Origin of the sequence: Streptomyces cinereospinus, from assembly GCF_042430725.1 — a bacterium.
Lineage (GTDB): Bacteria > Actinomycetota > Actinomycetes > Streptomycetales > Streptomycetaceae > Streptomyces > Streptomyces cinereospinus.
This window is the reverse complement of the sequence record NZ_JBHMCY010000086.1, coordinates 1-24,549: the sequence shown is the minus strand read 5'-3', so window position 1 is coordinate 24,549 and position 24,549 is coordinate 1. Positions and strand designations below refer to the sequence as shown.

The window sequence follows — 24,549 nt, the reverse complement described above, 5'->3', positions numbered from 1 at the left end:
GTGGCTGTATCTCGTGGTGTGTGAGGTATGCGGATGGGGGCGGGCTGACTCCTGTGGGGCGGCAACGCCGGCAAACGGTACGGATGCAGGCAGCCGAGCTGTTCGAGCAGAAGATCAAGCCGCCGGAGGTCGCAAGACGCCTGCGGGTGAGCCTGAAATCGGCCTACCAGTGGCACAAGCTGTGGCGGGACGGCGGTCGTGAGGCTCTGGCCTCCCGCGGCCCGGGCGGATCGCGATGCCGTCTGTCGCCGCGCTGCCTGGAGAAGCTCGCCGGATACCTCGAGCAGGGGCCGGCCGCGCACGGCTGGGTGGATGACCAGGTGTGGACGGCCGCTCGGGTGGCCACGCTGATCGGCCGGAAGTTCCACGTCTCCTACAGCGTCTCGGGTGCCATCAGGCTGATGCACCGGCTCGGCTTCAGCCCGCAGGTTCCCGGGCGGCGGGTTGCCGAACGCGACGAGCGGGCCGTCGCGGTGTGGAAGGAGGCGACCTGGACCGAGGTAAAAGAGCCCGGGCGGCCTGCGGAGGCTACCTCTGCTTCGAGGACGAAGCCGGGTTCACCCGCCGGCCGCCCAGAGGACGCACCTGGGGCCGGCGCGGCCGCACCCCGGTCGTGACCGTCAGCGGGCGCCGCTCGGGACGCCTGTCGGTGGCCGGGCTGATCGCGATGCGGCCTGGTTCCCGGACGCGGCTGTGCCACCGCCTGCGCACCCACCCCGCCGGCAAGGGGCAAGCGCCGCAGCATGGGCGAGCGGGACTTCATCGCGCTGATCGACGGCGTCCACCAGCTCGTCAAGGCACCGGTCGTGCTGGTCTGGGACCGGCTGAACACCCATGTCTCCCACGCCATGCGCGAGCTGATCGCCGAGCGTGCATGGCTGACGGTGTTCCTGCTGCCCGCATACTCGCCCGACCTCAACCCCGTCGAGTGGGTGTGGGCACACGTCAAGCGCAGCCTGGCCAACCTCGGCGTCGTCGCCCTGGACCGACTCGAAGCACGTGTACGCAACAGACTCAAGCGCCTGCAGTACCGGCCAGACACCCTCGACGGCTTCATAGCCGGCACCGGCCTGGCCCTCGACGAACCGGCGTCACCCTGACAAGCCGAAGTCAGTAATGCCGCAGCGGGTCGTGACCGGTCGCCGCGGACGGCGCGACGACGAGGCCGTCACCGGCGATGTGCAGGATGCGCTCACGCGAGGTGGGGCTGCGTCCGGTGAGGAAGTACGCGATGACGTGGGCGCCGGAGGGGACCCGGGCGTACAGGATCCCCCGGCCGGGATAGCGGTTGCCGGAGAGGCGCGTCGACAGTTCGGTCATGGAAGGGTCGTCCTCGCTGTGCTGAAGTCGTTCAGGGTGAACAGGGCGGAGAGCCGCACACCGAGTCCTTCGAGGCGTGAGGCAGCGCGCCGTCCTGCCGGTCGACGATCACCCAAGCGCCCACGATCTCGTGCCGCAACTCGCGCAGCCGACGGACACTCCGTTCCAGGCAGGCCCCGGTGCCCGCGACGTCGTCGACCAGCGCGAAGCGGCGGCCCTCCGGAACGTGGGCGCTCAGGACGCCCGGCACACCACGGGACTTCGGCTCGCGGCGCAGCGCCCGCACCGACACGCCCCTGCCTCCGCGATGCAGCGCTGACGGCGGTGGCCAGCGAACTGCCGGCGACGGCCTCCCCCGCCACGCAGTCCACGTCCAGGCCCGCGATCCGCTCAGCCAGGGCATCGGCCAGCGCGGACGGGTCGCCCAGCGCCCGGTGCCCGTGGAAGTAGTCGGCCAGTAGTTCCCCGTTTTCGCACTGGCCGTCCACGAAGGGGCGCAGCGCCATAACCGCCGCCGCGAGTCCCTCGGGCCCCCTGGTGCTCACGGGGCGGTCCGCTCACCGAACGACGACGGCGACCTGCGTCACCTTCACGCCCCGTTCCCGCACCGCGTTGACCAGCGCCTCGACCGTGCCGCCGGTGGACAGCGTGTCGTCCACGATGCACACCCGGTCGCCAGGCTCGATCCCGTTACTGACTTCGGCTTGTCAGGGTGACGCCGGTTCGTCGAGGGCCAGGCCGGTGCCGGTTATAAAGCCGTCGAGGGTCTCTGGCCGGTACTGAAGGCGCTTGAGCCGATTGCGTACGAGGGTCTTGAGTCGGTCCAGGGCGATCACGGCAAGGTTGGCCAGGCTGCGCTTGACGTGTGCCCATACCCACTCGACGGGGTGAGGTCGGGCGAGTACGCGGGCAGCAGGAACACCGTCAGCCATGCACGCTCGGCGATCAGCTCGCGCATGGCGTGGGAGACGTGGGTGTTCAGCCGGTCCCAGACCAGCACGACCGGTGCCTTGACGAGCTGGTGGACGCCGTCGATCAGCGCGATGAAGTCCCGCTCGCCCATGCTGCGGCGCTTGCCCCTTGCCGGCGGGGTGGGTGCGCAGGCGGTGGCACAGCCGGGTGCGGGAGCCTGGCCGCATCGCGATCAGCCCGGCCACCGACAGGCGTCCCGAGCGGCGGCCGCTGACGGTCACGACCGGGGTGCGGCCGCGCCGGCCCCAGGTGCGTCCTCTGGGCGGCCGGCGGGTGAACCCGGCTTCGTCCTCGAAGCAGAGGTAGCCTCCGCAGGCCGCCCGGGCTCTTTTGCCTCGGCCCACGTCGCCTCCTTCCACGCGGTCACGGCCTGCTCGTCGCGTTCGGCAACCCGCCGCGCGGGAACCTGCGGGCTGAAGGCGAGCCGGTGCATCAGCCGCGTCGCCCCGGAGACGCTGTAGGAGACGTGGAACTTCCCGCCCACCAGCGTAGCCACCCTCGCCGCAGTCCATACCTGGTCCTCCACCCATCCATGCGCGGCCCCCTGCTCGAGATACCCCTCGACGAGCTTTTCCAGGCAGCGCGGTGACAGACGGCATCGCGACCAGCCCGGGCCACGGCAGGCCAGAGCCTCACGACCGCCGTCCCGCCACAGCTTGTGCCACTGGTATGCCGATTTCAGGCTCACCCGCAGGCGCCTTGCCATCTCCGACGGCTTGATCTTCTGCTCGAACAGCCCGGCTGCCTGCATCCGTACCGTCTCCCGGCGCTGCCGCCCCGCAGCGGTCAGCCCGCCCCCATCCGCATACCTCACACACCACGGGATACAGCCACCGCTCCAGGCCCTTCAGGAACTTCACAAAGATTCACCCTGACGAGCCGAAGTCAGTAGTCGGGCTGGCCAGATGCAGGCAGCGGACGACCTGGACGAGGGTCGAGATGCGAGCGGTCCAGAAGCAGAGTGCGTGGAGGAGCAGCCGCGGGTTGTTGCCGTGCCCCGGGAGGCTGCGCCGCGTCGTACCGCCCGTTCATCGGCTCATGCGAGCAAGCGCCGTCCGCCCCTATATCTGTGATGCAGCAAGCAACTGCAAAGCACGCTGCTTCAGTTCGGGACTGGCGTCTGAAGCGTTGCCTGAGTCGAAGGGGGGATGGGGGTCGTATTCCACGGCGAGCTGGATCGCCTTGGCCGTGTCGTCGTCCGCGATCAGGGAGACGAGGTACAGGGCCATGTCCACTCCCGCCGATACCCCGGCCGCGGTGATGATCTTTCCGGAGCGTACGTAGCGCTGCGGCAGGTAAGTGACATTGAACGTGGACTGGAGGTAGTCGGCGGAGGCCCAGTAGGTCGTCGCCTCCCGGCCGTCCAGCAGTCCAGCTGCGGCAAGGACGATGCTGCCGGTACAGACCGAGGTGGTCCACTGGGTGTGGCGGTGCATCCTGCGGATCCAGCGCAGGAGCGCCTCATTGTTCATCGCCCCGATGGTGCCGCGGTTGCCCGCGCCTGGCACCAGGAGAACGTCGAGACGGTCGACCTCTGCGATGGAGCGTTCAGCGACCACGGCCACGTCTCCCGTGTCCGTGCGGACGGCTCCGCGTTTCTCGGCGATCATCGTCACGGTGGCGTCCGGCAGCCGGGACAGGACCTCGGCCGGGCCAGTGGGGTCCAGCAGGCTGTAGCCGTCGTACAGCAGGATGCCGATGTTGGGGCCAGTGCCGCCGCCGTGCGGGGCTGCGTACGCCGCTTCGATTCGGGCCGCTGCAGCCGCGAGCGCGGCGGTGGCCGCGGTCCCGCGCAGGACGTTTCTGCGTGTCGTGGAATGGTTCATGGGTCAGGAGTCTTCTGCCTCGGTGCGACACGTGGGGGTGGCATGTCCGGCATCCTGCGAAGTCTGTCCCCCGTGACCCCATAGTGGTCGAGGAACGCCTGCCGCAGCGTCTCCGCCGACCGGAAACCGCAGCGCCGGGCGATTGCTGCCATGGACAGTGCACTGGAGCGCACGAGATGCGCCGCCGCTTCGGCGCGTGCCGCGCGTACGGCGCGCGCGGGAGTTGTACCGAGGTGTGCGGTGAACAGGCGGGTCAGGTGCCGGGAACTGACCCCCGCCCGGGCCGCCAGGGCCGCAGGGCTGAGGTCCTCGGCCAGATGGCCGGCGATATGGCCCATCAGGTCCCGTACGAGCCGGTCATCCGGCGGTGGCGCGGCAAGGAACATCGATATCTGGGCCTGGTCGGCGGGCCGGTGCAGGTAAGTGACGAGTTCGCGGGCGACGGTCCGGGCGAGTGCCGGACCGTGGTCGTCCTCGATCAGGGCCAGTGTCAGGTCGAGGGCGCTGGTGACCCCGGCCGAGGTGTAGACGTTGCCGTCGCGGATGTAGAGGTGGCTTGCGTCCACGGCCACGGTGGGGTGGCGCTCGGCAAGCCGGTCTGCCCATCCCCAGTGGGTCGTCACCCGTCTGTGGTCGAGCAGTCCGGCGGCGGCTAGTACATAGGCGCCGGTGCAGACGGAGGCCACACGCCGGCTGTGTGCGGCCAGTCGGCGCACCTGGCCCAGTAATCGCTCGTCCGCCGCCGCGTCCTCGCATCCGATGCCGCCCACGACGATCAGCGTGTCCAGCTGTCCCCCGACCGCCTCCAGACTCTGCCCGGCTGCCAGCAGAATCCCGGCCGAGGTTCTGGCAGTCGGGCGGCCGAGGGTGCCCAGCTCGATGGCGTAGGGCGGCTCTGCGCCGTACCGGTTGGCGATGTCCAAGGCACCGCTGGGACAGGCGATGTCGAGGATCTGCGCGTCGTCGTAGGCGATGATGAGAACGCGCCGCTGGTCCCTGTGCTCGTTCCCACCCTGATTCAAGCGCATACGCCGAGCATCACTTCTCTCATTCGCTCCCCGAGGGGACGTGCCTCGACCGGACCGAGGGCCTCAGGCAGATCCGCTCCGGCGGTTCCTGAACCACCACACGCCGCCGCCCAGCACGAGGACGACCGCACCGATGCCCAGAGGCCCGGCCCCAGGCATGGGGCCTTGACCCGGAATCTTGGACGCGGGCTATGCGGCTTGGGCCAGGGTAGTTGACGTTGTGTTGAGCCGGCGTACGACCGCGCCGGTGCGCCGCTTCGGCTTCTCCTTCCGGGCACCCCCGTTCTTCCTCGCTGCCTCCCGGGCCGCGACCAGGGCCTGGCGCGCGAGGTCGACCCCGCTCAGCAGGCCGGGGAACAGTCGTGCACGGGGTGGTCGATGGACCAGCGGGTGACGACCGTGTCGTGCCGGGTGGTGGCCATGACGTGGAAGACGTCGGCCTGCTCCAGCTCGAACCGCCAGCCCTTGCTGTAGCCGTAGGCGGCGTCCGCCGTCACCCATCCGAACGGGATCTTCTCGGCGATGGCCCGGCGGACCATCGCCTTGGCCATGGCCACCTTCGTCTCGAAGGTGACACTGTCGTCGATGCCGGCCCGGCGGCAGCGGTCCCGGTCGTCCGTCCAGGAGGTGGGCAGATACAGACGGCGGTCGATCAACGTGCGTCCACGGCCGGTGGCGTAGGCGAGGAACACACCGATCTGGCAGTTCTCGGTGCGGCCGGCGGTTCCGGAGTACTGCCTTTGCACCCCGGCCGAACGGATGCCCTTCTTCAAAAACCCGGTGTCATCGACGATCAGGACGGCGCCTGGGTCTCCGAGGTGTTCGACGACGTAGTCACGTACGTCGTTCAGGACCTCGTCGGCGTCCCACTCAATACGGTTCAGCAGCCGGTGGATGCGATCGGGACCCGTGTGCCCGGCTTCCTCCGCCAGCGTCCAGCCGTTCTTGCGCTGCAGCGGAGCGATCAGCCCACGCATGTAAGCCAGCGCCGACTGCCGCGGCTCCTCCCGGTTGAACCGGTGCAGGAACCGCTCATGCAGAGCACCCAGTTCCCCCGCCCACAACCTGACACCAGCAAGGTCCCCACCCATAACCACACCAACGACCGAGCTGGCCAGCAGTCACGGCAAGCACCGTTGCAGTACTAGGCAAGCTCCCCGCCGCCCCGCTGGCACCGGCCCAGACGATGGACTCCCGGTCAGGCCGACATACCGAGGGTCGGGCATACCGTGGGTCGGGCATACCGTGGGTCGGGCTGATGACAAAAGCGTAGGCCAGCGGCGCCAAGGCGGTTTCCAGGGGTCGTTGCCACACGTGGTCGCGTCGATCAGGCCGCGAGTAGTTTGTGCAGGCGCACCGCACCACACAGTCCAGACCCGCGAGCTGCATGCCTACCCGAGCTGGCGCAACGCCAACGCCCGCCACCCCGAGGCCCTGGCCGCCCAGCGCGAAAGAGCGCGCCCGAGTCCGCAGCGAGAAAGGCACCCGCCGGGGCGGACGCCCCCGCGCCGACGCTGCACGACCGGATCAGTGGGGTCTGCGGCCCGCCGGGACTCGGTTCACCGTGCACCGTCCGGTGTCCAGCGCAGGGTCATGTCGGGCAGGTTCTCCATGTTCCGGTGGCCGTCGCTGGTGTCGAGGACCCTGAAGCCGTGGAGCTCGTAGAATGCGCGGGCATCGGTGTTCTGCTGGAAGACGCGCAGGGACACCCCGTCGGGGCTGTGCCGTCTGACCTGGTCGAGCAGGAGTGTGCCGATGCCCCGGCGGCGGACCTCCGGTCGCAGATAGAGGTGTTCGAGCATGTCCCCCTCAAGGGCGGCATAGCCGAGGATCTCTCCACCGCGCACCGCCACCCACGTCCGGCACGACGTGAGCACGACATCCTCGATCCACCGGGTGACCTGGTCGTGACCGCGTTTCTGCGGCGGCAGATACGGCATGGTCGCCGCACGAGAAATCATGTGGATGCGGGCGATCACCGCCGCGTCTGCCGCGTCCGCGAGCCTGATCTCTGTCCTGCCGACGTCACTCACGCCAGGAACCTACAGGGCCGGCCGAAGCACGGGCCAACGGATAACCCGGCGAACCCTCCCGGTCGCAGCGCCACGAAGGCCTCCCGAAGCGGCGCGCTCGGTCCCGGCCGGCCCGGGACGCCCCTCCCCGGACACGGGCGTCGGCATCCGCCTCGTCCCGGTCATTCCCCAGACGGGTCAGACCTGGACCCCGTCAACCCGACCGGGGTCGGCGCTGCCGCCGGAGCGTGTCCTGCGCTGTTCGGAGCAGGTGCCGTACGACGTCACCGAGGATTGCCACACCTTCGCTGATGGCGGTGGGCGCGCTCGCCGCGTAGCCGAGGACCAGCCCGGGTCGTGGCGAGAGTTGGCTATGCCATGACAGTGGTTGCACCTTCACTCCCCGCGCAAGCGCGGCGGAGGCGAGGTCGGTGTCGGCGAACTCGGCGTCGAAGGAGATCATCAGGTGCAGGCCCGCCGCGGCGCCGTGTACCTCCGCATCCGGAAGGTGGGTTCTGATGGCGTCGACCATGATGTCCCGGCGGCGGCGGTGGCGTGTGCGCAGGAGCCTCAGCCGGCGCTCCATGTCACCTGATTCCATGAGCTGGGCGAGCACCTGCTGCGGCAGTGCGGCGTTGCCCAGGTCGGCGAACCGTTTGGCGGCGACAAGAGCATCCCGGTACTGCGGCGGCGCGAGGACCCAGCCGATGCGCAGTGCGGGGGCCAGGAGCTTGGAGACGCTCCCGGCGTAGCAGACGTGCTCGGGGAGCACGGATCGCAATGCGGGGACCGGGGGCCGGTCGTAGCGGTGCTCGGCGTCGTAGTCGTCCTCGATGATCAGTCCGTCGTTCGCGCGGGCCCAGGACATCAGTTCACGACGTCGTGCCCCACTGAGCACCACTCCGGTCGGAAACTGGTGCGCGGGAGTCAGCAAGACCGCTTGAGCGGCCACGTCGCGCAGGATGTCGACCCGCACACCGTGGGAGTCGACCGGGACCGGCGGGGTGTCCAACCGCTGATTGCGCAGGTGCTGGCGGGCCCCGAGTGATCCCGGGTCCTCCACGGCCACCGCGGAGATCCCGTGGTCGCGCAGCACCTGTCCGAGCAGAGTGAGCGTTTGGGCGGTGCCGGCGACGATGAGTAGGTCGTGGGGATCGACCCTGATCGAGCGGTTGCGGGCGAGCCAGTTGGCGACGGCGTGGCGCAACGCGGGTGTGCCGCGCGGGTCTCCGTATCCGAGATCGGACGCCGAAAGGCTTGCCAGTGCGGAGCGTTCGGCGCGCAGCCAAGCAGATCGCGGAAACGCGGAAAGATGGGGCATGCCGGGCGACAGATCAATGCGGGCGGGTGTCGCTCGCATCGAGTCGAAGATGTCCGCGCCGGGTTCGCCGCCGAACAACGCACCCGGCGGTGGAGGAGCGACCGGCCTGGTCGGGGGCGCCTCCGCCGGCGCGGCAGGAGCGGCAACGACGATCGTTCCGTTGCGCCCGTGTCCTGCCGCGTGCCCGTCTTCAATGAGCCGCTGGTACGCCTCTGTGACCACGCCGCGGGATACCCCCAGTTCGCCGGCGAGAACGCGGGTGGCCGGCAGTTTGCTCCCTATCGGCAGGCGGCGGTCCGCTATCGCGAGCCGAAGCTGCTGGGCCAGCCAGTCGGACCGCCTGCCCAGCGGCGCATCGCGGATGTTCAACTGCAGGAAATCGGACCCGGAGACTTCGGACTGGTCGGCTGGCCGCCGATTGGACCTGTTCATCGGGCCATAATCGCAGCAGGGTGGCCGTATGGAAACGGCGACGGCAGCTACTGGAACGACAACGACGGCCGGCTATGTGCACGGATACTCGGAACGCGAGGCGGCTCGGCTGGGCGACCAGGCGGAGACTTTGGCCGCGCTGGTGCACAGGGGCACGGCCTATCCGGCCGGCAGCCGGGTACTGGAGATCGGTTGCGGGGTGGGCGCCCAGACGGTCCACCTCGCCCAAGCCAGCCCGGGGGCACGTATCACCGCTGTCGACCGATCCGCTGACTCCCTTGCACAGGCCCGGGCCCGTGTCGCGGCCCAGGCACCCGGGGCGGATGTGGAGTGGTGTCACGCTGATCTGGCCGACCTCCCGTTCTCCGACGCGGAGTTCGACCATGTCTTCGTCTGTTTCGTCCTGGAGCATCTGCCGGACCCCCGGCGGGCGCTGGCCGCGCTACGGCGCGTGCTGCGGCCCGGGGGCACCGTCACCGTGGTCGAAGGGGATCACGGTTCGGCGCTGTTCCATCCCGCCAGCGAGTACGCCCAAGCAGTGATCGAATGCCAGGTCCGACTGCAGTCGGTCGGCGGCGGAAACGCCTTGATCGGCCGGCAGTTGCACCCGCTGCTGGAACAGGCCGGATACGACGGCATCGTGGTTCGTCCCCGCACGGTCTATGCCGACCAGACCCGGCCCGCGCTGGTCGACGGCTTCATCCGGAACACGTTCATCGCCATGGTCGAATCCGTCCGGGACGAGGCACTGACCGCTGGACTCACGACCGCGGCGCACTGGGACCGCGGAATCACGGACCTGCACCGCACGGCACAGGCCAACGGAACCTTCCATTACACGTTCTTCAAGGCCGTTGCCGTGAATCCGTCCAACGGCGGCACCGTGGACCGATGACCGTCACCACCGCTCTCCTCTCATACTGCCGGCCGTCCGTCATCGCTCGGTGGCTGGAGCGCGGCCACCGACGCCCTCCTTACCCGCACCCCTCGCTGATCGCATTCACAGACGTTCACGACCGGGACAACGAGCGCGTCCGACAGCGTGATACCGCATGTGGAGTCTGCCGCTATCGCTCCCGCCGTCTACGCCATCGCCGGCCAGAACCTCAGGAGGCGCCTGTGACATGCCCCCCCGCCCACCGCCGCGACACTCGCCCTGGCCACCGAGGTCAGCCGCTGCGGACCGACCGCCCCCACCAGCTCGGACGCTGCCGCGCCGAGCGCCGGCTGACCCAGCAGACCGGTGGACGGACCGCCTCCGTAACCAGCGCGCCGCACCCCGACATCGTCCACCGCTCACTCGAAGGAGCAACCCGGATTCGGGGCGTCCTGGGAGAAAGGGGAACCGTGGGGGAGGACGTAGAGGACGACCAGGACGAGCGGGGTGTCGCCCAGGTTGCGGCCGATGTGGACATAGCCGACTCCGGCCGGTTCCTGGATGGTGTCGCCGGTGCGGTAGACGCCGTCGGTCCCGCAGGTGGAGTCGTAGTGGCTGAGGGTGCCTTGCTCGACGACGCCGTACAGCGGCCCGTCGTGGTAGTGCCAGCCGGTGGCCTGGCCGGGCGGAATGGTGACCTCCCGCAGGATGTAGTCGGTGCCGTTCGCGGTGGTCTGGCTGATCACCCGGCCCGAGACCCCCGGACCCGCGGGCGTGGCATGGGCGGTGCCCCCCACCGCAAGGGCGGCGGCGGTCACCGCCCCGGCGATGGCGGTACGGAGCGTGCGGTGCATACGGGACCTCCTGCGCAAGGTGGATACGACAGCGTTGCCGCGGTGACCATAGGCTTCCGCAGGGGCCGTTGGGCACATAATCATGAATTTCCGCGTGCTTCCCGACGAAAGCCAACGCGTTCTCGTCGGTCAGGCAGTGCGGAAGACGTGCTCCCGCCGCGCAAGCCATTTCGCCGCCATACCCGTCAGCACTCGGACGAGGCTGTCATACGAGATGACGCCGGGCGCGGTGCACTGCTTGCGCGGGTGGAACTGACCGCCCAGGTCCTGGACCAGGCGGCAGTACTTGTCGTCGTCGTAGCCGCGGTCGGCCAGCACCACATGCGGGCGGCGCCGGAGCCGACCGCGGTACGGCCTGGAGGAGCGGGATCAGCTGGGTGACGTCGTCGCGGTTGCCGCCGGCCAGGGTCGCGGCGTGCGGCAGGATGCCCGGGAACACCAGCCGGTCCGGAATCCGTTCGCGACCCGAGTGCCGGATCCGACGCTCAACCTTGGGCAGCAGCGGCTCGATCACCGTGCACAGTTCGTCATCGACCTCCCACGGCTTCGGCCGAGCCATCCGCACCCTCACATCACCAGTCCCGGAGTGCTCCAACCGCCTCGGAGATCATTTCGTCAGCAGTTCTGAAGGGTGAAGCCGCAGCTCGCCCGCCGTGGCACCGAGTACGGCTCAGGTCCGGGCTACCAACGCCGGCTCGCTGGGTGAGCGATCGTCCACCCGCAGTGGTTCCGTCGCCTGCGCATCCGCCGGGAGATACGCGATGCCCTCCACGAAGCCTTCCTCAGCCTCGCTTGCAGCATCTGCCGTCGGCACCCTGGGCGAACCTGAAGCCGCGATGTACGGAAAATTCCACCAGAGTTCATTGGATGACAGGCTTCTCATCCTTCTAAGTGTGACCGGGGGATTCTCACAAGATTGCCGAGTCATCTCCACCTTTCCTTCATGAAGTGCTTGTCAGGTGCGTGAAGATGATATTGTATAAGGCTTCTATTGGGGTGTTCACCGGAGTTTGACAGGGAAATAGGGGTGGGTTCGGTGCGTGGACGGTTACGAAGACGGGTGTCATCGCACGGTGCTCTGGCGCTGTCGACGGCCGCTGCTTTGCTGTTGAGCCTTACGCCCGCCATGGCGCAGGAAACTGCGCACGCCCGTGTCTCCACCGCCGAGGACGCCTCCGAGCAGAGTGCGCATGCGCGCGCGTTGACGAAGGCCGGTGAGACGGGCGAGCGGGTCGAGGTAGTGGGGGAGCGGTCGGAGAGCGCGACCGTGTATGCCAACCCGGACGGTGAGGCGTTCACGTTGGAGCAGTCGGCCGTTCCGGTGCGTGTGGCGACGGCCGACGGAGGCTGGCAGTCGCCGGACGCGACGCTGGTGTGCCGGGCGGACGGGACGGTGGCTCCCAGGGGCGCCGCCGTCAGCATGGAGTTCTCCGGCGGAGGGGACAAGCTACCGCTGGCGCGGATCGAGGAGGACGGTCAGTCTCTCGCCCTGGGGTGGCTCGGCGCGCTGCCGGAACCTGAGTTGGACGGGACGAGCGCTCTGTATCGCGATGTCCTGCGGGACGTGGATCTGAAGGTCACGGCCTCCACTGAGGGTTTCCGGCACGTCCTGGTCGTCAAGACCCCGGAGGCCGCCGCACGGCCCGAGCCGGACCAGATCGAATACTCCCTCCACATGTCGCAGCTGAGCGTCGTGGAGAACAACAGTGGCGGTTACCACGCTGTTGATGGCGACGGCAACTGGGTCTTTCGCGCGCCGAGGGCACAGATGTGGGACTCGGCGGGTTCCAGCGCCGCACCCTCGGCGATGGAGTCGTCCCTGCGGGCTGCTGACACCTCCGCGGAGCCCGGTGAGGGAGCTGACGACGGCGGGCCCGGTGCCGAGCCGATGGCCGGTGACACGTGAAGCCGATGGCCGTGAGTGTGGACGACGACTCGCTCACGGTCACGCCCGACGCGGACCTGCTTGCCAACACAGAGGAGCAGCACTTCCCGCTTTACATCGACCCCACCGTGACCTGGGGCGAGGCGGAGCGGACCCTGCTGCGCTCGGACGGCTACGAGTCGTACGGCTGGGGAAACGGGGACGACGACCTGGGCAAGGGCGTCGGCAAGTGCGGTACTTGGGGCGGTTATTACTGTGGCCCGGGATATACGCAGCGTCTGTACTTCGAATTCTCCCCAGCGAATCTCAAGGGCAAAAGGGTGCTGGACGCCACGTTCCGGGTGACCGAGCCGTGGGCGTTCCAGTGCGACCCGAGATGGGTCCAGTTGTACCGGACCAACAACATCTCCTCGTCCACGACATGGGCCTCGCGTCCCACTCCGCTGGATCTGGTGGGTGACCGGAATGTTTCCGCGGGCCGCGGGTCCTCGTGCGATCCGGACACTCCGGCGGCCCCGATCGAGTTCAACGACGATCCCAGCGAGAGCTACGAGAACCTCACGCCGACGGTGAGGAGTTTCGCCGACGGCACGTTCTCGCGGCTGACCCTGATGCTCAAGGCCAGGGACGAGTCGGACGCGTCGGCGTGGAAGCGGTTCCGGAATGACGCGGTACTGGCCGTCACCTACGTGGGAATGCCGGCGGTGCCGACCAGCCCGACGGTCGCGTCCTCGTGTGAGACGAACGCGGCCGATCCGGCGTGGATATCCGACCCGACACCAAGGTTCAGTACCCGGGTGCAGGCGGCCCCGGGTGGTGAAAGCGGGGCAAGTCTGAGGGCCCGTTTCTATGTACAGCGCAAGACGGCCGACGGATGGACGGTAGTGGCGACCGAGCCGGTCCGCCCGTCCAGCGGTTATGTGGGGGACAACGCCACGGTGACCGTCGATTCCCCGGTCACGCTGGCGCAGAGCACCTCGTACCGGATGGCGGCTTTCACCCGCTCCTACTACAACAGCGGCGACAGTGCGATCGAGAGCCACAGCACCCTGACGACGACGGGCTGGTGCTACTTCACGATCGACTCGACCCGTCCGAAGGCGCCGGCGGTCACCGCCCCCGCCGGAGCGGTGTACGCGGTGTGCCCGGACGACGGTGACGGCTGCGGTGAAGGGACTGGTGGCCCTGGTGTCGCGGGAAGATTCACCTTCACCAAGAACTCCGCCGACTCCAACATCGTCGCCTTCGAGTACAAGCTCAGCACCGACAAGGCGTGGACGAAGGTGGCGGCGCAGAGCACGCTCACTCTCTTCGTCAAGCCGGCGCTCTCGGGCGTGCAGGTCCTGTACGTGCGGGCGGTGGACAGCGTCGGGACCGGCCAGTCGGGGGAGACCACGGCAATCCGTTTCAACGTTGCGGAGGGTGAGGGGCCCTCGGGGCTGTGGCACTTCGATGATTCTGCGCCGGGGTCGGAGACGACGGCCGCCGTCGACGCGGGAACGGCACCGGGCAGCAGGCACAACCTGACGCTGCGCACCGGCGGGGCGGGGTGGTCGACGTTCTCCAGGACCGGTGAAGGAGGACGGTCGTTGTGGCTGAACGACACCACGAACACCGCCAACCAGAGCGGTTACGCCGACTCCGCCGGCCCCGTGGTCAACTCGCAGTCCTCGTTCACGGTGTCGGCCTGGGCCTACCCGACGGACGACACGGCCTTTCGTACCGTCCTGTCACAGACCGGCAGTGACAACAAGGGTATCTCGCTGTACTACTCGCCGAACATCCGCCGCTGGGTGTTCCTCATGCACTGGTACGAGAACGGAACGCGTAAGTTCGTCGGCGCGAGCGCCGACGCCACACCGGGCATCACCCTGAAGGCCTGGACCCACCTGGCCGGTGTCTACGACGGTGATGCCCACACCCTGAGCCTTTTCGTCAATGGGAAACGCCAGGGAGATCTTGTTCCCGTACCGGACATCGGCTTGCCGACCGTCGTGGACGGCAGTTTCCAGGTCGGCCGCGCGGGCACCACCAGCGGTACGTACAACAACTACTGGAAAGGCCGCGTCGACGAGGTCGCCACGTACCAGACCGCTCTGCCGGACGCCGAGATCGCCAAGGTGGCCAAGCTGCTGAACGCGGACGAGACCGCCCGCGCGGTCGAACTCGTGGCGGCATGGCAGCCGCAGGGCACCACGGGCACCGCCACCCTCGCGGACACGGTCAGCGGCTACGGCCGTGCGCTGCAGATGAACGGCGGTGCCGCCGTCACCGACGACGCGATCGTGCTGGACGGTACCGACGACTCGATCACCACGCCGGGACCGGTCATCGACGACCGGGAGTCCTTCACGGTGACCACCGAGGTCGAATTGAACCAGGCGGCCCTGGGCGCCAAGGCGGACGGCTACACGGCCCAGGTCCTCGGACAGCGGACAGCGGACGGTTCGGCGTGGGGCCTGTGGTACCAGCGCACCGGTGTCGAGGAGTACATCGACGACGAGACAGGTGACCTGCTGACCCGCCCCGTCGGGTTCTGGCGCTTCGGCCGCCTCAACGTCGACGGTTCGTTCACCGCGGTCGACTCCGAGGAAGCGGCGGCCAGCGGTGCAGTGCGCCTGACCGGGGTGTACGACGCCCAGGAGGGCACGCTCCGGTTGTACCTCGCCGCCACCCAGAACGGTGTGGACACCGCGTACGTCGCGCTGATCGGCTCGGGTGAACTCGCCGGCGGCAAGGGTTTCGTCGATGGAACCTGGGGCCACTACCTCCCTGGCCGGATCACGGACATCAGGATCTGGGCCGGTGCGGCTGCCGACGGCAACCAGGTCGGTGACATGGCGGGCGTCGCGCAGGACGACGAGGACGACGACGTGTCCGGCTGATCGGGCGAGGAGGCGGCCGGCCCCGAGCACGGGGCCGGCCGCTCCGGGTCCTCCTGCTGTTTCCACTACTCGCACGGCGCGGTGCCGGTACGCGGGGCCGTTTGATCATTCTCAGTTGATCCGTGATCTTGATGGGGGTTGTCGGTGTTCGGAAGACGGATGCCTCGCGGTAGTCGTTGGCATGAGCGCGCTAGATGCGTGTTACTCCTGATGGTGTCGGTGGCAGTGACCGGTGGTGGCTTGACGCCGGTCGCCCAGGCCGCCGACACGCCGCCCGACCTGAAGCCGCTGTGGAAGCGAGAGGTCACCCCGACGACGGAGGTGACCGGGCTCGGCGCCAAGGCGGAGCGCGCGGCGGTGTCCACCGGGAGGAAGAAGAACGAAACCCAGGCCGAGACCGCCGAGGCCGAGCAACAGGCCGCATGGCCGCAGAGCGGTACTGGCCGGATAGCCGTCTCCCCGGCAGACAAGACGGACCCGGCAGAGATCGGCGGACTGCCCGTCGCCGTCGGGACTCCTCAGGCGGCGAAGTCGCCCGTCGACGGAACCGTGCAGCTGAGGGTACTGGGCCACCGGGCCGCTACCGACGCGGGAGTCAAGGGGGTGCTGCTGTCCGCCCAGGCCACCGAGGACGCCGGCAGCGCCGACATCAGCGTGGACTACGGCCGGTTCGCCTCCGCGTACGGCGGCGGCTGGGCGGGTCGGCTGGGCCTGGTCCGGCTGCCGGAGTGTGCCCTGACCACACCCGACAGGGCGGAGTGCCGCACCACCACTGAGGTGGAGTCGGACAACGACGTCTCCCGCCAGACCGTCACCGGCACGGTCGCCCTGTCGGCCACCGCTCCCACCGTGCTGGCCGTCGCCGCGACCACGTCGGGTGAGTCCGCGTCCGGCTCCGGCACGTATGCGGCGACCCAGCTGTCTCCCTCGGCCACCTGGGCGGCCGGCGGCTCGTCCGGCGCGTTCACCTGGTCCCACCCCATACAGGTCCCGCCCGCACCCGGCCCGTCACCCGATCTCTCCCTGAGTTACGACTCCGGGTCGGTCGACGGGAAGACGGCGTCGACGAACAACCAGGCCACCCAAGTCGGTGAAGGGTTCAACTCCTCCGCCGACTCGTACATCGAGCGCACCTACGGATCGTGTGACGAGGACGGCCAGAAGGACAAGTTCGACCTGTGCTGGAAATTTGACAACGCCAGCCTCGTCCTGAACGGCAAGTCCTCCGAACTCGTCAAGGACGACACCACCGGCACGTGGCGGCTGAAGAACGACGACGCCTCCACGGTGACCCTGTCCACCGGCGCCGACAACGGGGACGACAACGGCGAGCACTGGACCGTCACCACCGGCGACGGCACCCGGTACGTCTTCGGCCTGAACAAGTTGACCGGTGCCGACACCCAGCGCACCAACTCCGTCTGGACCGTCCCCGTCTTCGGTGACGACTCCGGTGAGCCCGGCTACAGCCAGGGCAGTGCGTTCGCGGACCGCGCGGTGACCCAGGCGTGGCGGTGGAACCTCGACTATGTCGAGGACCTGCACGACAACGCCATGTCGTACTGGTACACCAAAGAGACCAACTCCTATGCCAAGAACGGCGCCGCCACCGCCACCGCCTCCTACACCCGCGGGGGCTACCTCACCAGGATTCTCTATGGGCAGCGCGCGGACGCCCTGTTCACCGGGGTGACGTCGGGCAGGGCGGAGTTCACCTACGCTGAGCGCTGCACCGCCTCCGACTGTGCCGAACTGACGGACTCCACCGCTCCGAACTGGCCCGACGTCCCCTTCGACTCGATCTGCGCCTCGGGTGACGACTGCCCTGCGACCGGTCCGTCGTTCTTCACGCGCAAGCGACTGACCAAGATCGATACGTCCGTCTGGTCCGCCGGTACCAGCGCGTTCACAGCGGTGGACACCTGGGAGCTGACCCAGGAGTACCTCGACGGCGGGGACATCGGTGACACCACCGACCAGACCCTGACGCTCAAGAGCGTGAAGCGTACCGGCAAGAACGGCACGGCGATCAGCTTGAACCCGGTCACCTTCACCTACGACATGAGGCCCAACCGGGTGGACGGTGACCGCGACGACATCCTGCCGCTCACCAAGCCCCGCATCCGCACCGTCACCTCGGAGACCGGCTCCATCACCGACGTCACCCTCTCCGACCCCGAATGCGTGCGCGGCAGCTCCGTACCCGCGGCCGAGGACAAGAACGCGGCGTCCTGCTATCCGCAGTACTGGCACATCAACGGTGCGGAGGAAGCCTCCGTCGACTGGTTCCACAAGTATCGCGTCACCGACGTCGTCATCAGCGACCCCACCGGTCACGGCTCGACCATGGAGAGCCACTACGCCTACGACACCCCCGCCTGGCACTACAACGACTCGCCCTTCACGCCGGCCGACGAACGCACCTGGTCCATCTGGCGCGGCTACCGCACTGTGACCGTCACCCAGGGGTCAGGCGCGAACCTGTCGGCGAAGACCTCGGTCTACCTCCAGGGCATGAACGGTGACCGGCTCCTGGCCGCCGACGGCACCCTGGACCCGGACGCCCGGCGGACCGTGACCGTCCCCGGCAAGGACCTCACCGGCCTGGACGTACCCGATCAGACCGACAGCGAACAGTTCGCCGGCTTCCTCCGCCAGGAGATCACCTACAACGGCTCGACCCCCATCTCCGTCACCGTCAGCGATCCCTGGTCGAAGAGGACGGCCACCCAGCACAAGTCCTACGCCGACACCGAGGCGTACTACGTCCGCACCGCCAGAACCACCGGCCACACCTACCTCACGGCCACCCAGACTTGGCGCTCCGCGGCCTCCGCGACCACCTACGACGACTACGGCATGGCCGTGAAGGCCGAGAACACGGGTGACACCGCCAAGAGCGGCGACGAGACCTGCACGCGCACCTGGTACGCCCGCAACGACAGCCTCGGCATCAACTCCCTCACCTCACGCACCCGCACGGCGGGCCGAGCATGCTCCGTAGCGGAGGCGGACCTGTCCCTGCCCACCAGCACGGCGACCGCTGGAGACATCGTCTCCGACACGGCCACCGTCTACGACTCGGCCGGCGCCACGGCCTGGTCCGCGACCCAGACCCCGACCAAGGGCGAGCCGACGTGGAACGGCCGAGCCTCGGCCTACCCGGCCGGCGTGACCGGCGGCGAGCGCGCCCCGTCGTCCTGGCAGACCGTCAGCCGCATCACCTACGACACGCTCGGCCGCCCCCTCACCACCACGGACCCGGCCGGCAACCCGACGACCGTCACCTACACCCCCGCCGCCACCGGTCCGCTCACCCGCACCCAGACCAAGGACGCCAAGCTCTACAGCACTTACGCTTACATCGACCCGGCGCGCGGCCAGACCACCAGGACCTTCGATCCGAACAACCGGGTCACGGAGGCGGTCTACGACGCGCTGGGCCGTACGACGTCGGTGTGGCTGCCCAACCGCAACCGCTCGGGTCAGCAGAGCGCCAGCTACGTCTTCGACTACTCCATCTCCAGCACCGCCCCGTCCTGGACCTCAACCGGCACACTGAGGGCGGACGGCACCACCTACTCCACCTCCTACACCCTCTACGACTCCCTCCTGCGCCCCCTCCAGACGCAGACCCCCGGCGCCACGAGCGGCCGGATCCTCACCGACACCCGCTACGACAGCCGGGGCCTGGCCTACGAGGCGTACGCCGACATCTTCGACACCGCCACACCCTCCGGGACGTACGCACAGACCGAGTACGGTGAGGCACCCAGCCTGACCAAGACCGGGTACGACGCCGCCGGCCGCCCGACGACGACGACGTTCCTGGTCGGGGGCGTGCAGAAGTGGCAGACCACCACTACTTACACCGGTGATTCCACCGCCACCAGCGCCCCCGCCGGCGGCTCCGCGAGCCGTACGATCACCGACGCGCTCGGCCGCACCGTCGAGACCCGCCAGTACGCGAGCACCTCACCCGCGGACAGCGACTACGGCGGCGGCGTCGGTGCCGCCTTCGCCAGGACCCGCTTCACTTACACACCCGCCGACAAGCAGAAGACGGTCACCGGGCCGGACGGCGCGGCCTGGTCATACGCCTACGACCTGTACGGCCGCGAGATCTCCGCGTCCGACCCCGACAAGGGCACCACGACCACCGGCTACACGGCACTCGACCAGGTCGCCTGGACGAAGGCATCCACCGGGCAGGCGGTGATCTCCGCCTACGACGTACTGGGGCGGGTCACCGACACCTGGAAGTCGGCGGTCGGGGCCGATCTGACCCAGGCCACGGTGCTTGCGGCACAGAAGACGGACGCCAACAAGCTCACCCGCTTCACCTACGACACCGTGGCCTCGGGCAAGGGCATGGCCGCCACGTCCACGCGGTATGTCGGGGGAGCAGGCGGCAAGGCGTACACCCAGGCCGTCACCGAGTACGACAGCCGCTACAACGTGACCGGGTCGAAGCTCACCCTTCCCGCAGACGAGCAACTGGTCACCTCGGGCGCCCTCGCTTCCAGCACCCTGGCCTTCACCGCCCACTACAAGATCGACGGCACTCTGGAGCAGACGACCGAACCCGCGGCCGGCGGCCTCCCGGCGGAGATCATCGAGCACGACTACTCGGCCCAGGGCCTGCCCACCACCCTGACCGCCGGTGGCAAAGGCATCGTCCTCAACACCACCTACACGGACCTCGGGCAGGTCTCCACCCTACGGCTGGGCGCCTCCGAAGCCACGGGCACGAACAAGGTCGACATCGCCTACGGTTATGAGGACGGCACGCACCGCCTCCTGCAAACGCAGGTCCACGCGCAGAGCCACGCCTACGACGCGCTCAACCTCCACTACGGCTACGACGACGCCGGCAACGTCACCAAGATCGCCGACACCACCACCCTCGCCGGCACCGGCAAAGCCGACACCCAGTGCTTCACCTACGACGGCTACCAACGCCTGACCGAGGCATGGACGCCGGTCACCGGAGACTGCGCCGCCAGCGGGCGTACCACCGCCAACCTCGGCGGCGCCGCCCCCTACTGGACGAGCTACACCTACGACGACGCCGGTCAGCGGAGGACCGAGACCACACGCGGCAGCGGCGGCTCGACCACCACCACCTCCTGCTACAGGGAAGGCACCGTCCAGCCCCACACGCTCCTCGCCACAACCACCGGCACCTGCACCGGCACCACCGCCCAGTACACGTACGACACCGACGGCAACACGACCAGGCGCCCGGACGGCAGCACCACACAGAAGCTCGACTGGGACAGCGAAGGCAGACTCACCCGCCTGACCGAGGACCCGAGCGGTGCGGCCCGTGCCACGGACTACCTCTACGGAGCCGATGGCGACCTGCTCATCCGCCGCAACACGTCCAGCAACGGGGAGACGGTCCTCTACCTCGGCGCCACCGAGGTACACCTGAAGGGGGGCAAAGCGTGGGCGAACCGCTACTACACACACGCCGGCGAGACCGTCGCCCTGTGCAGCAACCAGTCCGGCACGGCGAAGACCACCTACCTCACCGGTGACCAGCACGACACCAACACGGTGGCGATCACCTCCGACACCCAGGCACTGACCAAGCGGTACATGACGCCCTTCGGCACCGAACGAGGCAGCGGCGCCACGGGCTGGCCGGACGACAAGGGATTCCTCGGCAAGAGCACCGACAGCGACACCGGCCTCACCCACGTCGGCGCACGTGAGTACGACCCCGGCCTTGGCCAGTTCATCAGCGTCGACCCGCTCCTGCAGACCGACATCCCACAGACCCTCAACGGCTACAGCTACGCCGCGCAGAACCCGGTCACCCATGCGGACCCGAGCGGCATGGGTCTCGCCTGCGGAGGGTACGGCGACGTCGCAGCCTGCCCGACGAGGCCCGACGGCACTCCCGGCAACGGCCGCCCCAACGAAGCCGTGAAACCCGTCTACGCCTGCCCGAGCCTCATCAACCCGCAGTGCCCGGAGTACACGGGAGGCACAGCGGGCGGCGGTGGCCACGGAGGAGGCGGAGGGACCGGATCCATCGGCGGCGGCTTCTCCATGGGCAGTGGTGGCAACTCTTCGCAGCAGAAGGCTGTCCACGTCAACGACGGCTGCAAGGACTGGGGCTTCCTGTCCAGCGTCTGCCGCAGCGTCGGGGAGGTCTTCTACGGTGCCATCAGCAACGTCCCCCATACCGTCGAGTACGCCGGCTGGATCTGGGACGAGGACTGCTGGGGCGGCGGTCCCGGGACACCAGGTTGCGACTACGGCGCCCAGTTCGACCAGTGGGTCGCCGAGCACGGCTACGACATCAACAGCGACGCGTACCAGGTGCCCTCGGCGCTGGCAGCACTTTTCGCGCACAGGCCCGCGAACAGCAAGGGGAACAGGCCGTATCCGGGAAGCAAGGGGGGATGCAAGTGCTTCCTCGCCGGCACTGACGTCCTCATGGCCGACGGCACCACGAAGGACATCGAGGACGTCGAACTCGGCGACAAGGTCCGGGCCACCGATCCCGAAACCGGCGAGACCGGCCTGAGAGAAGTCACTCGGCTGATCCGTACCGAGGACGACAAGCACTTCAACGAACTCTCCATCGCCACCGAGGACGGCATCCAGCTCCTCACCGCTACTCACGAACACCCCTTCTGGTCACCCTCCGAACACGACTGGGTCGAAGCCGGAACCCTCACCTCCGGCATGACCCTCCTCACCGACGACGGCGACACCGTCATCGTCACTGCCAACCGCCCCTACACTCAGCATGCCCGCACCTACAACCTCACCATCGATGACCTCCACACGTACTATGTGCTGGCGGGGCAGACTCCGCTTCTGGTTCACAATTCGAGTGGAATCTGCGGAACCGCGGCGCTGGAGAACGGGGACTGGCAGCATATTCTGGACCGTCACCGGCCCGGTGGTGCGTTGGTCGACGACGAGGCGGGTATCTTCATCGGCAAGGAGAAGAAGGTCCGTCAGAGGATTACTGACACCATGAATCGCGGCACTCCCAAGCCGAACACGCCAGACCCTGTTACTGGCGCGCCGCGGCCCGGCCAGATTTATGAATGGGACTTCGGTGACACCATCGGCAGGGCTGGTCCGGCAAATGGGGGTGGAGGCTTGACTAGCATCCGCGTGATCGTGAATGACGGAAAAGTCGTGACAGCCTTCCCGTTCTAGGTGAGAGAGTTCCTGCAAGGAGAAACCATGATTCATCTTTCCTTCTCTCTCCCAGAGCCGGGTTCACCCTGGCGGAGGACCTGGGAGGGGGCCAAGCAGGGCGATCCTGCGGGTCTTGCAGAGATTGACCTTCGCTACAAGTACTTCGGCGTCAATGCCGAGATGCTCGTAGATGACGTGGAGGTCATCTCAAAGCGTAGATTTGTGACGCTCGTTGATCTGGCCCTTTCGCTCTCCCATGCAGAGAGGCGTATCTCGTCAGGAGAAGATGCGGCGTTCGGTTTCACAGAGAGCGAAGAGGTTATCCATCTGCGCCGCGATGGCGATCTCATTGCCTTGACCTCGTCGAAACGGCCCTGGCGAGTTACTGCCGCGCGTGAAGAGCTCGAGAGTGCTTTCTCTGGATTCCTTCGAGAGGCGCATTCGCGTCTGACTTCAGAGATCCCTGGATTGGCTGTTAATCCGGTGATTCGGCAAATCCTGCCGGAATAACTCGGAACGTTCTCGAAGTGAGTGCAGAGTGATAAGCGGAGGCCCCACCGGAGTGATTTCCGGCGGGGCCTCTGGGGTTTTGACGGCAACGCTGACGGCAACGTCAGCGGATGACGGCTGTGGCAGGTGGGTCGTCGGGGTCGTCGTCATGACCGCCGAGGGTGTGGCCCAGGGCATCGATGGCGTCACGCTGGAGTCGGAGGCGCACGTGGGCGTAGACGCCGGCGGTGACGCCGATGTGGGCGTGGCCGAGGATTTGATCACTTGAGATCAGAAACGGTTTGAGTTCTGGGTCGTTGGTGGTGTGTGAGCGATCTGGTGGGGGACGCACGGCATCTGTCGCCTTCGGCGCAGGAAGCCCTGCGGCTGCGGGCGGTGGCCGCGCTGGTGGCGGGACGGGACCGCGAGGACGTGGCCGTGATCTTTGGGGTGTCGCTGAAGGCGGTCGACGGCTGGTGGGCGAAGTGGCTGGCCGGCGGTCGGGACGCGCTGGTCATGCGTCCTCGCGGCAAGCCGGTCGGGGTGCACCAGGTGCTCGGGGAGGCCGAGCAGGCCGCGGTGCGGCAGGCGGTCCTCGACCACCGGCCCTGTGACGTGGGCCTTTCCGGGCAGTTGTGGACCAGGCGGTTGGTGGGCGAACTGATCGCGAAGCTGTAGCGTGTGCGGCTGACCGAGGTGGGGGTGGGCAAATACCTGAAGCGGTGGGGCCTGTCCTTCCAGCGGCCGGACAAGCGGGCCGTCGAGCAGGACCCCGAGGCCGTGCGGCGCTGGCATCAGGGGACATGGCCGGAGATCCGCGCGAAGGCGAAGGCTGACGGCGGCGAGATCTTCTTCGCCGACCAGGTCGGCATCCGCTCCGGCCAGGTCACCGGCCGCACCTGGGGCGAGAAGGGGAAGACCCCTGTGGTGCGGCGGAGCGGGAACCGGTTCTCGGTGAACGCGATGTCGGCGATCAGCACCAGGGGCCGGATGCACTTCATGGTCTTCACCGAAAACTTCACCGCTGAGGTGATGTGCCGCTTCCTGGACCGGCTCGCCGGCCACTTCGACCACAAGGTCCACCTCGTCGTCGACGGGCACTCCGCCCACCGCTCCAAGAAGGTCCGCGACTGGCTCGCCGCCCACCCCGACGACGTCGAACTGCACTTCCTGCCCCCGTACTCGCCCGAGCTCAACCCCGACGAGCTGGTCAACGCCGACCTCAAGCACAGCCTGCCCAAACAGCACCGCGCCCGCAATCAGGCCGAACTCGCCGCCGAGACCCGCCGCTTCTTCCGCAGACACCAGCGTCAGCCGCACATCGTCCGCGGCTACTTCGGCGGCCCGCACGTCCGCTACGTCCTGGACGAGAACCCCATGAATTTCTAATCAATAGGTGAATACTGATCTTTTCGTAAGTTCGGTGGGTGTAGTGGGTGGATGGTCAGGCCGGTATGGGCGAGGAATGACCATGGCAG

The 24,549-nt window shown here is 68.2% G+C and carries 15 protein-coding genes and 6 pseudogenes; 9 read left to right on the top strand and 12 right to left on the bottom strand.

The genetic code is table 11. The features are described 5' to 3' along the window. Window positions 1-20 precede the first annotated feature (20 nt). Window positions 21-1,100: pseudogene (locus ACFF45_RS35695) on the top strand (IS630 family transposase). Between the two features lie 10 nt (window positions 1,101-1,110). On the opposite strand, the gene ACFF45_RS30970 reads toward ACFF45_RS35695, so the two are convergent. From ACFF45_RS30970 to ACFF45_RS30935, 7 genes and pseudogenes are all read right to left on the bottom strand, one after another. Beyond that, window positions 1,111-1,320: a hypothetical protein gene (locus ACFF45_RS30970; RefSeq protein WP_381350089.1), complete on the bottom strand. Its 210-nt coding sequence runs from the start codon at window positions 1,318-1,320 to the stop codon at window positions 1,111-1,113. A gap of 31 nt (window positions 1,321-1,351) precedes the next feature. Further along, window positions 1,352-1,612: a phosphoribosyltransferase family protein gene (locus tag ACFF45_RS30965; protein WP_381350088.1), complete on the bottom strand. Its 261-nt coding sequence runs from the start codon at window positions 1,610-1,612 to the stop codon at window positions 1,352-1,354. Between the two features lie 265 nt (window positions 1,613-1,877). Further along, a complete protein-coding gene (locus tag ACFF45_RS30960; RefSeq protein WP_381350098.1) occupies window positions 1,878-2,006 on the bottom strand; it encodes a phosphoribosyltransferase family protein in 129 nt (42 codons plus the stop codon). A gap of 21 nt (window positions 2,007-2,027) precedes the next feature. Beyond that, a pseudogene (locus ACFF45_RS35690) lies at window positions 2,028-3,106 on the bottom strand (IS630 family transposase). A gap of 247 nt (window positions 3,107-3,353) precedes the next feature. Further along, entirely contained in the window at window positions 3,354-4,118 is a 765-nt protein-coding gene (locus tag ACFF45_RS30945; protein WP_381350087.1) for a DJ-1/PfpI family protein, read from the bottom strand. Next, a complete protein-coding gene (locus ACFF45_RS30940; protein ID WP_381350086.1) occupies window positions 4,115-5,146 on the bottom strand; it encodes a GlxA family transcriptional regulator in 1,032 nt (343 codons plus the stop codon). The genes ACFF45_RS30945 and ACFF45_RS30940 overlap by 4 nt, the downstream gene beginning before the upstream one ends. Before the next feature lie 350 nt (window positions 5,147-5,496). After that, window positions 5,497-6,237 (bottom strand): annotated as a pseudogene (locus tag ACFF45_RS30935) (IS701 family transposase); the annotation flags it as partial. Window positions 6,238-6,502: 265 nt separating this feature from the next. Here ACFF45_RS30935 and ACFF45_RS30930 point away from each other — a divergent pair. Beyond that, window positions 6,503-6,647 (top strand): annotated as a pseudogene (locus ACFF45_RS30930) (IS630 family transposase); the annotation flags it as partial. Window positions 6,648-6,705: 58 nt separating this feature from the next. Here the strand turns inward: ACFF45_RS30930 and ACFF45_RS30925 are convergent. Further along, complete coding sequence (locus ACFF45_RS30925; protein WP_381350085.1) at window positions 6,706-7,179, bottom strand: GNAT family N-acetyltransferase; 474 nt, start codon at window positions 7,177-7,179, stop codon at window positions 6,706-6,708. Between the two features lie 193 nt (window positions 7,180-7,372). Next, window positions 7,373-8,911 carry a MocR-like pyridoxine biosynthesis transcription factor PdxR gene (gene pdxR / locus ACFF45_RS30920; RefSeq protein ID WP_381350084.1) on the bottom strand — a complete coding sequence of 513 codons (1,539 nt, stop codon included), beginning with the start codon at window positions 8,909-8,911 and terminating at the stop codon, window positions 7,373-7,375. Window positions 8,912-8,939: 28 nt separating this feature from the next. Here pdxR and ACFF45_RS30915 point away from each other — a divergent pair, with 28 nt between their 5' ends. After that, on the top strand, window positions 8,940-9,806 hold the full coding sequence (locus tag ACFF45_RS30915) for a methyltransferase domain-containing protein (protein WP_381350083.1): 867 nt from the start codon (window positions 8,940-8,942) through the stop codon (window positions 9,804-9,806). Window positions 9,807-10,207: 401 nt separating this feature from the next. Here ACFF45_RS30915 and ACFF45_RS30910 read toward each other — a convergent pair whose 3' ends face one another. Next, window positions 10,208-10,642 carry a cupin domain-containing protein gene (locus ACFF45_RS30910; RefSeq protein ID WP_381350081.1) on the bottom strand — a complete coding sequence of 145 codons (435 nt, stop codon included), beginning with the start codon at window positions 10,640-10,642 and terminating at the stop codon, window positions 10,208-10,210. Window positions 10,643-10,900: 258 nt separating this feature from the next. Beyond that, window positions 10,901-11,066 (bottom strand): annotated as a pseudogene (locus tag ACFF45_RS30905) (transposase); the annotation flags it as partial. A gap of 636 nt (window positions 11,067-11,702) precedes the next feature. On the opposite strand from ACFF45_RS30905, the gene ACFF45_RS30900 reads away from it, so the two are divergent. The 4 genes from ACFF45_RS30900 (at window position 11,703) to ACFF45_RS30885 (ending at window position 23,092) form a co-directional block, all read left to right on the top strand. Further along, window positions 11,703-12,548, top strand: coding sequence for a hypothetical protein (locus ACFF45_RS30900; protein WP_381350080.1), 846 nt, complete (start codon window positions 11,703-11,705; stop codon window positions 12,546-12,548). 5 nt (window positions 12,549-12,553) lie between these two features. Then, window positions 12,554-15,412, top strand: a complete 2,859-nt coding sequence (locus tag ACFF45_RS30895) for a LamG-like jellyroll fold domain-containing protein (protein WP_381350079.1) — start codon at window positions 12,554-12,556, stop codon at window positions 15,410-15,412. A gap of 210 nt (window positions 15,413-15,622) precedes the next feature. Then, on the top strand, window positions 15,623-22,600 hold the full coding sequence (locus tag ACFF45_RS30890) for a polymorphic toxin-type HINT domain-containing protein (RefSeq protein WP_381350095.1): 6,978 nt from the start codon (window positions 15,623-15,625) through the stop codon (window positions 22,598-22,600). A 27-nt stretch (window positions 22,601-22,627) separates the two neighbouring features. Further along, the gene (locus ACFF45_RS30885; RefSeq protein ID WP_381350078.1) at window positions 22,628-23,092 is read left to right on the top strand and encodes a hypothetical protein; all 465 of its coding nucleotides are present in this window, start codon (window positions 22,628-22,630) and stop codon (window positions 23,090-23,092) included. Window positions 23,093-23,195: 103 nt separating this feature from the next. On the opposite strand, the pseudogene ACFF45_RS35755 reads toward ACFF45_RS30885, so the two are convergent. After that, window positions 23,196-23,348 (bottom strand): annotated as a pseudogene (locus ACFF45_RS35755) (site-specific integrase); the annotation flags it as partial. A gap of 50 nt (window positions 23,349-23,398) precedes the next feature. Between ACFF45_RS35755 and ACFF45_RS30880 the strand changes: the two are divergent. Together ACFF45_RS30880 and ACFF45_RS30875 are read left to right on the top strand one after the other, a co-directional pair. After that, window positions 23,399-23,749, top strand: a complete 351-nt coding sequence (locus tag ACFF45_RS30880; RefSeq protein ID WP_381350077.1) for a helix-turn-helix domain-containing protein — start codon at window positions 23,399-23,401, stop codon at window positions 23,747-23,749. 3 nt (window positions 23,750-23,752) lie between these two features. Then, on the top strand, window positions 23,753-24,460 hold the full coding sequence (locus ACFF45_RS30875; RefSeq protein WP_381350076.1) for an IS630 family transposase: 708 nt from the start codon (window positions 23,753-23,755) through the stop codon (window positions 24,458-24,460). The last annotated feature ends 89 nt before the right edge of the window (window positions 24,461-24,549 follow it).

Excerpts from the sequence above, each read along its gene's own strand:
- ACFF45_RS30890 (WP_381350095.1), top strand. The coding sequence starts at position 15,623 with ATGGTGTCGGTGGCAGTGACCGGTGGTGGCTTGACGCCGGTCGCCCAG.
- ACFF45_RS30940 (WP_381350086.1), bottom strand. The coding sequence starts at position 5,146 with ATGCGCTTGAATCAGGGTGGGAACGAGCACAGGGACCAGCGGCGCGTT.
- ACFF45_RS30910 (WP_381350081.1), bottom strand. The coding sequence starts at position 10,642 with ATGCACCGCACGCTCCGTACCGCCATCGCCGGGGCGGTGACCGCCGCC.
- ACFF45_RS30895 (WP_381350079.1), top strand. The coding sequence starts at position 12,554 with ATGGCCGTGAGTGTGGACGACGACTCGCTCACGGTCACGCCCGACGCG.
- ACFF45_RS30970 (WP_381350089.1), bottom strand. The coding sequence starts at position 1,320 with ATGACCGAACTGTCGACGCGCCTCTCCGGCAACCGCTATCCCGGCCGG.
- ACFF45_RS30885 (WP_381350078.1), top strand. The coding sequence starts at position 22,628 with ATGATTCATCTTTCCTTCTCTCTCCCAGAGCCGGGTTCACCCTGGCGG.
- ACFF45_RS30945 (WP_381350087.1), bottom strand. The coding sequence starts at position 4,118 with ATGAACCATTCCACGACACGCAGAAACGTCCTGCGCGGGACCGCGGCC.
- ACFF45_RS30915 (WP_381350083.1), top strand. The coding sequence starts at position 8,940 with ATGGAAACGGCGACGGCAGCTACTGGAACGACAACGACGGCCGGCTAT.
- pdxR (WP_381350084.1), bottom strand. The coding sequence starts at position 8,911 with ATGAACAGGTCCAATCGGCGGCCAGCCGACCAGTCCGAAGTCTCCGGG.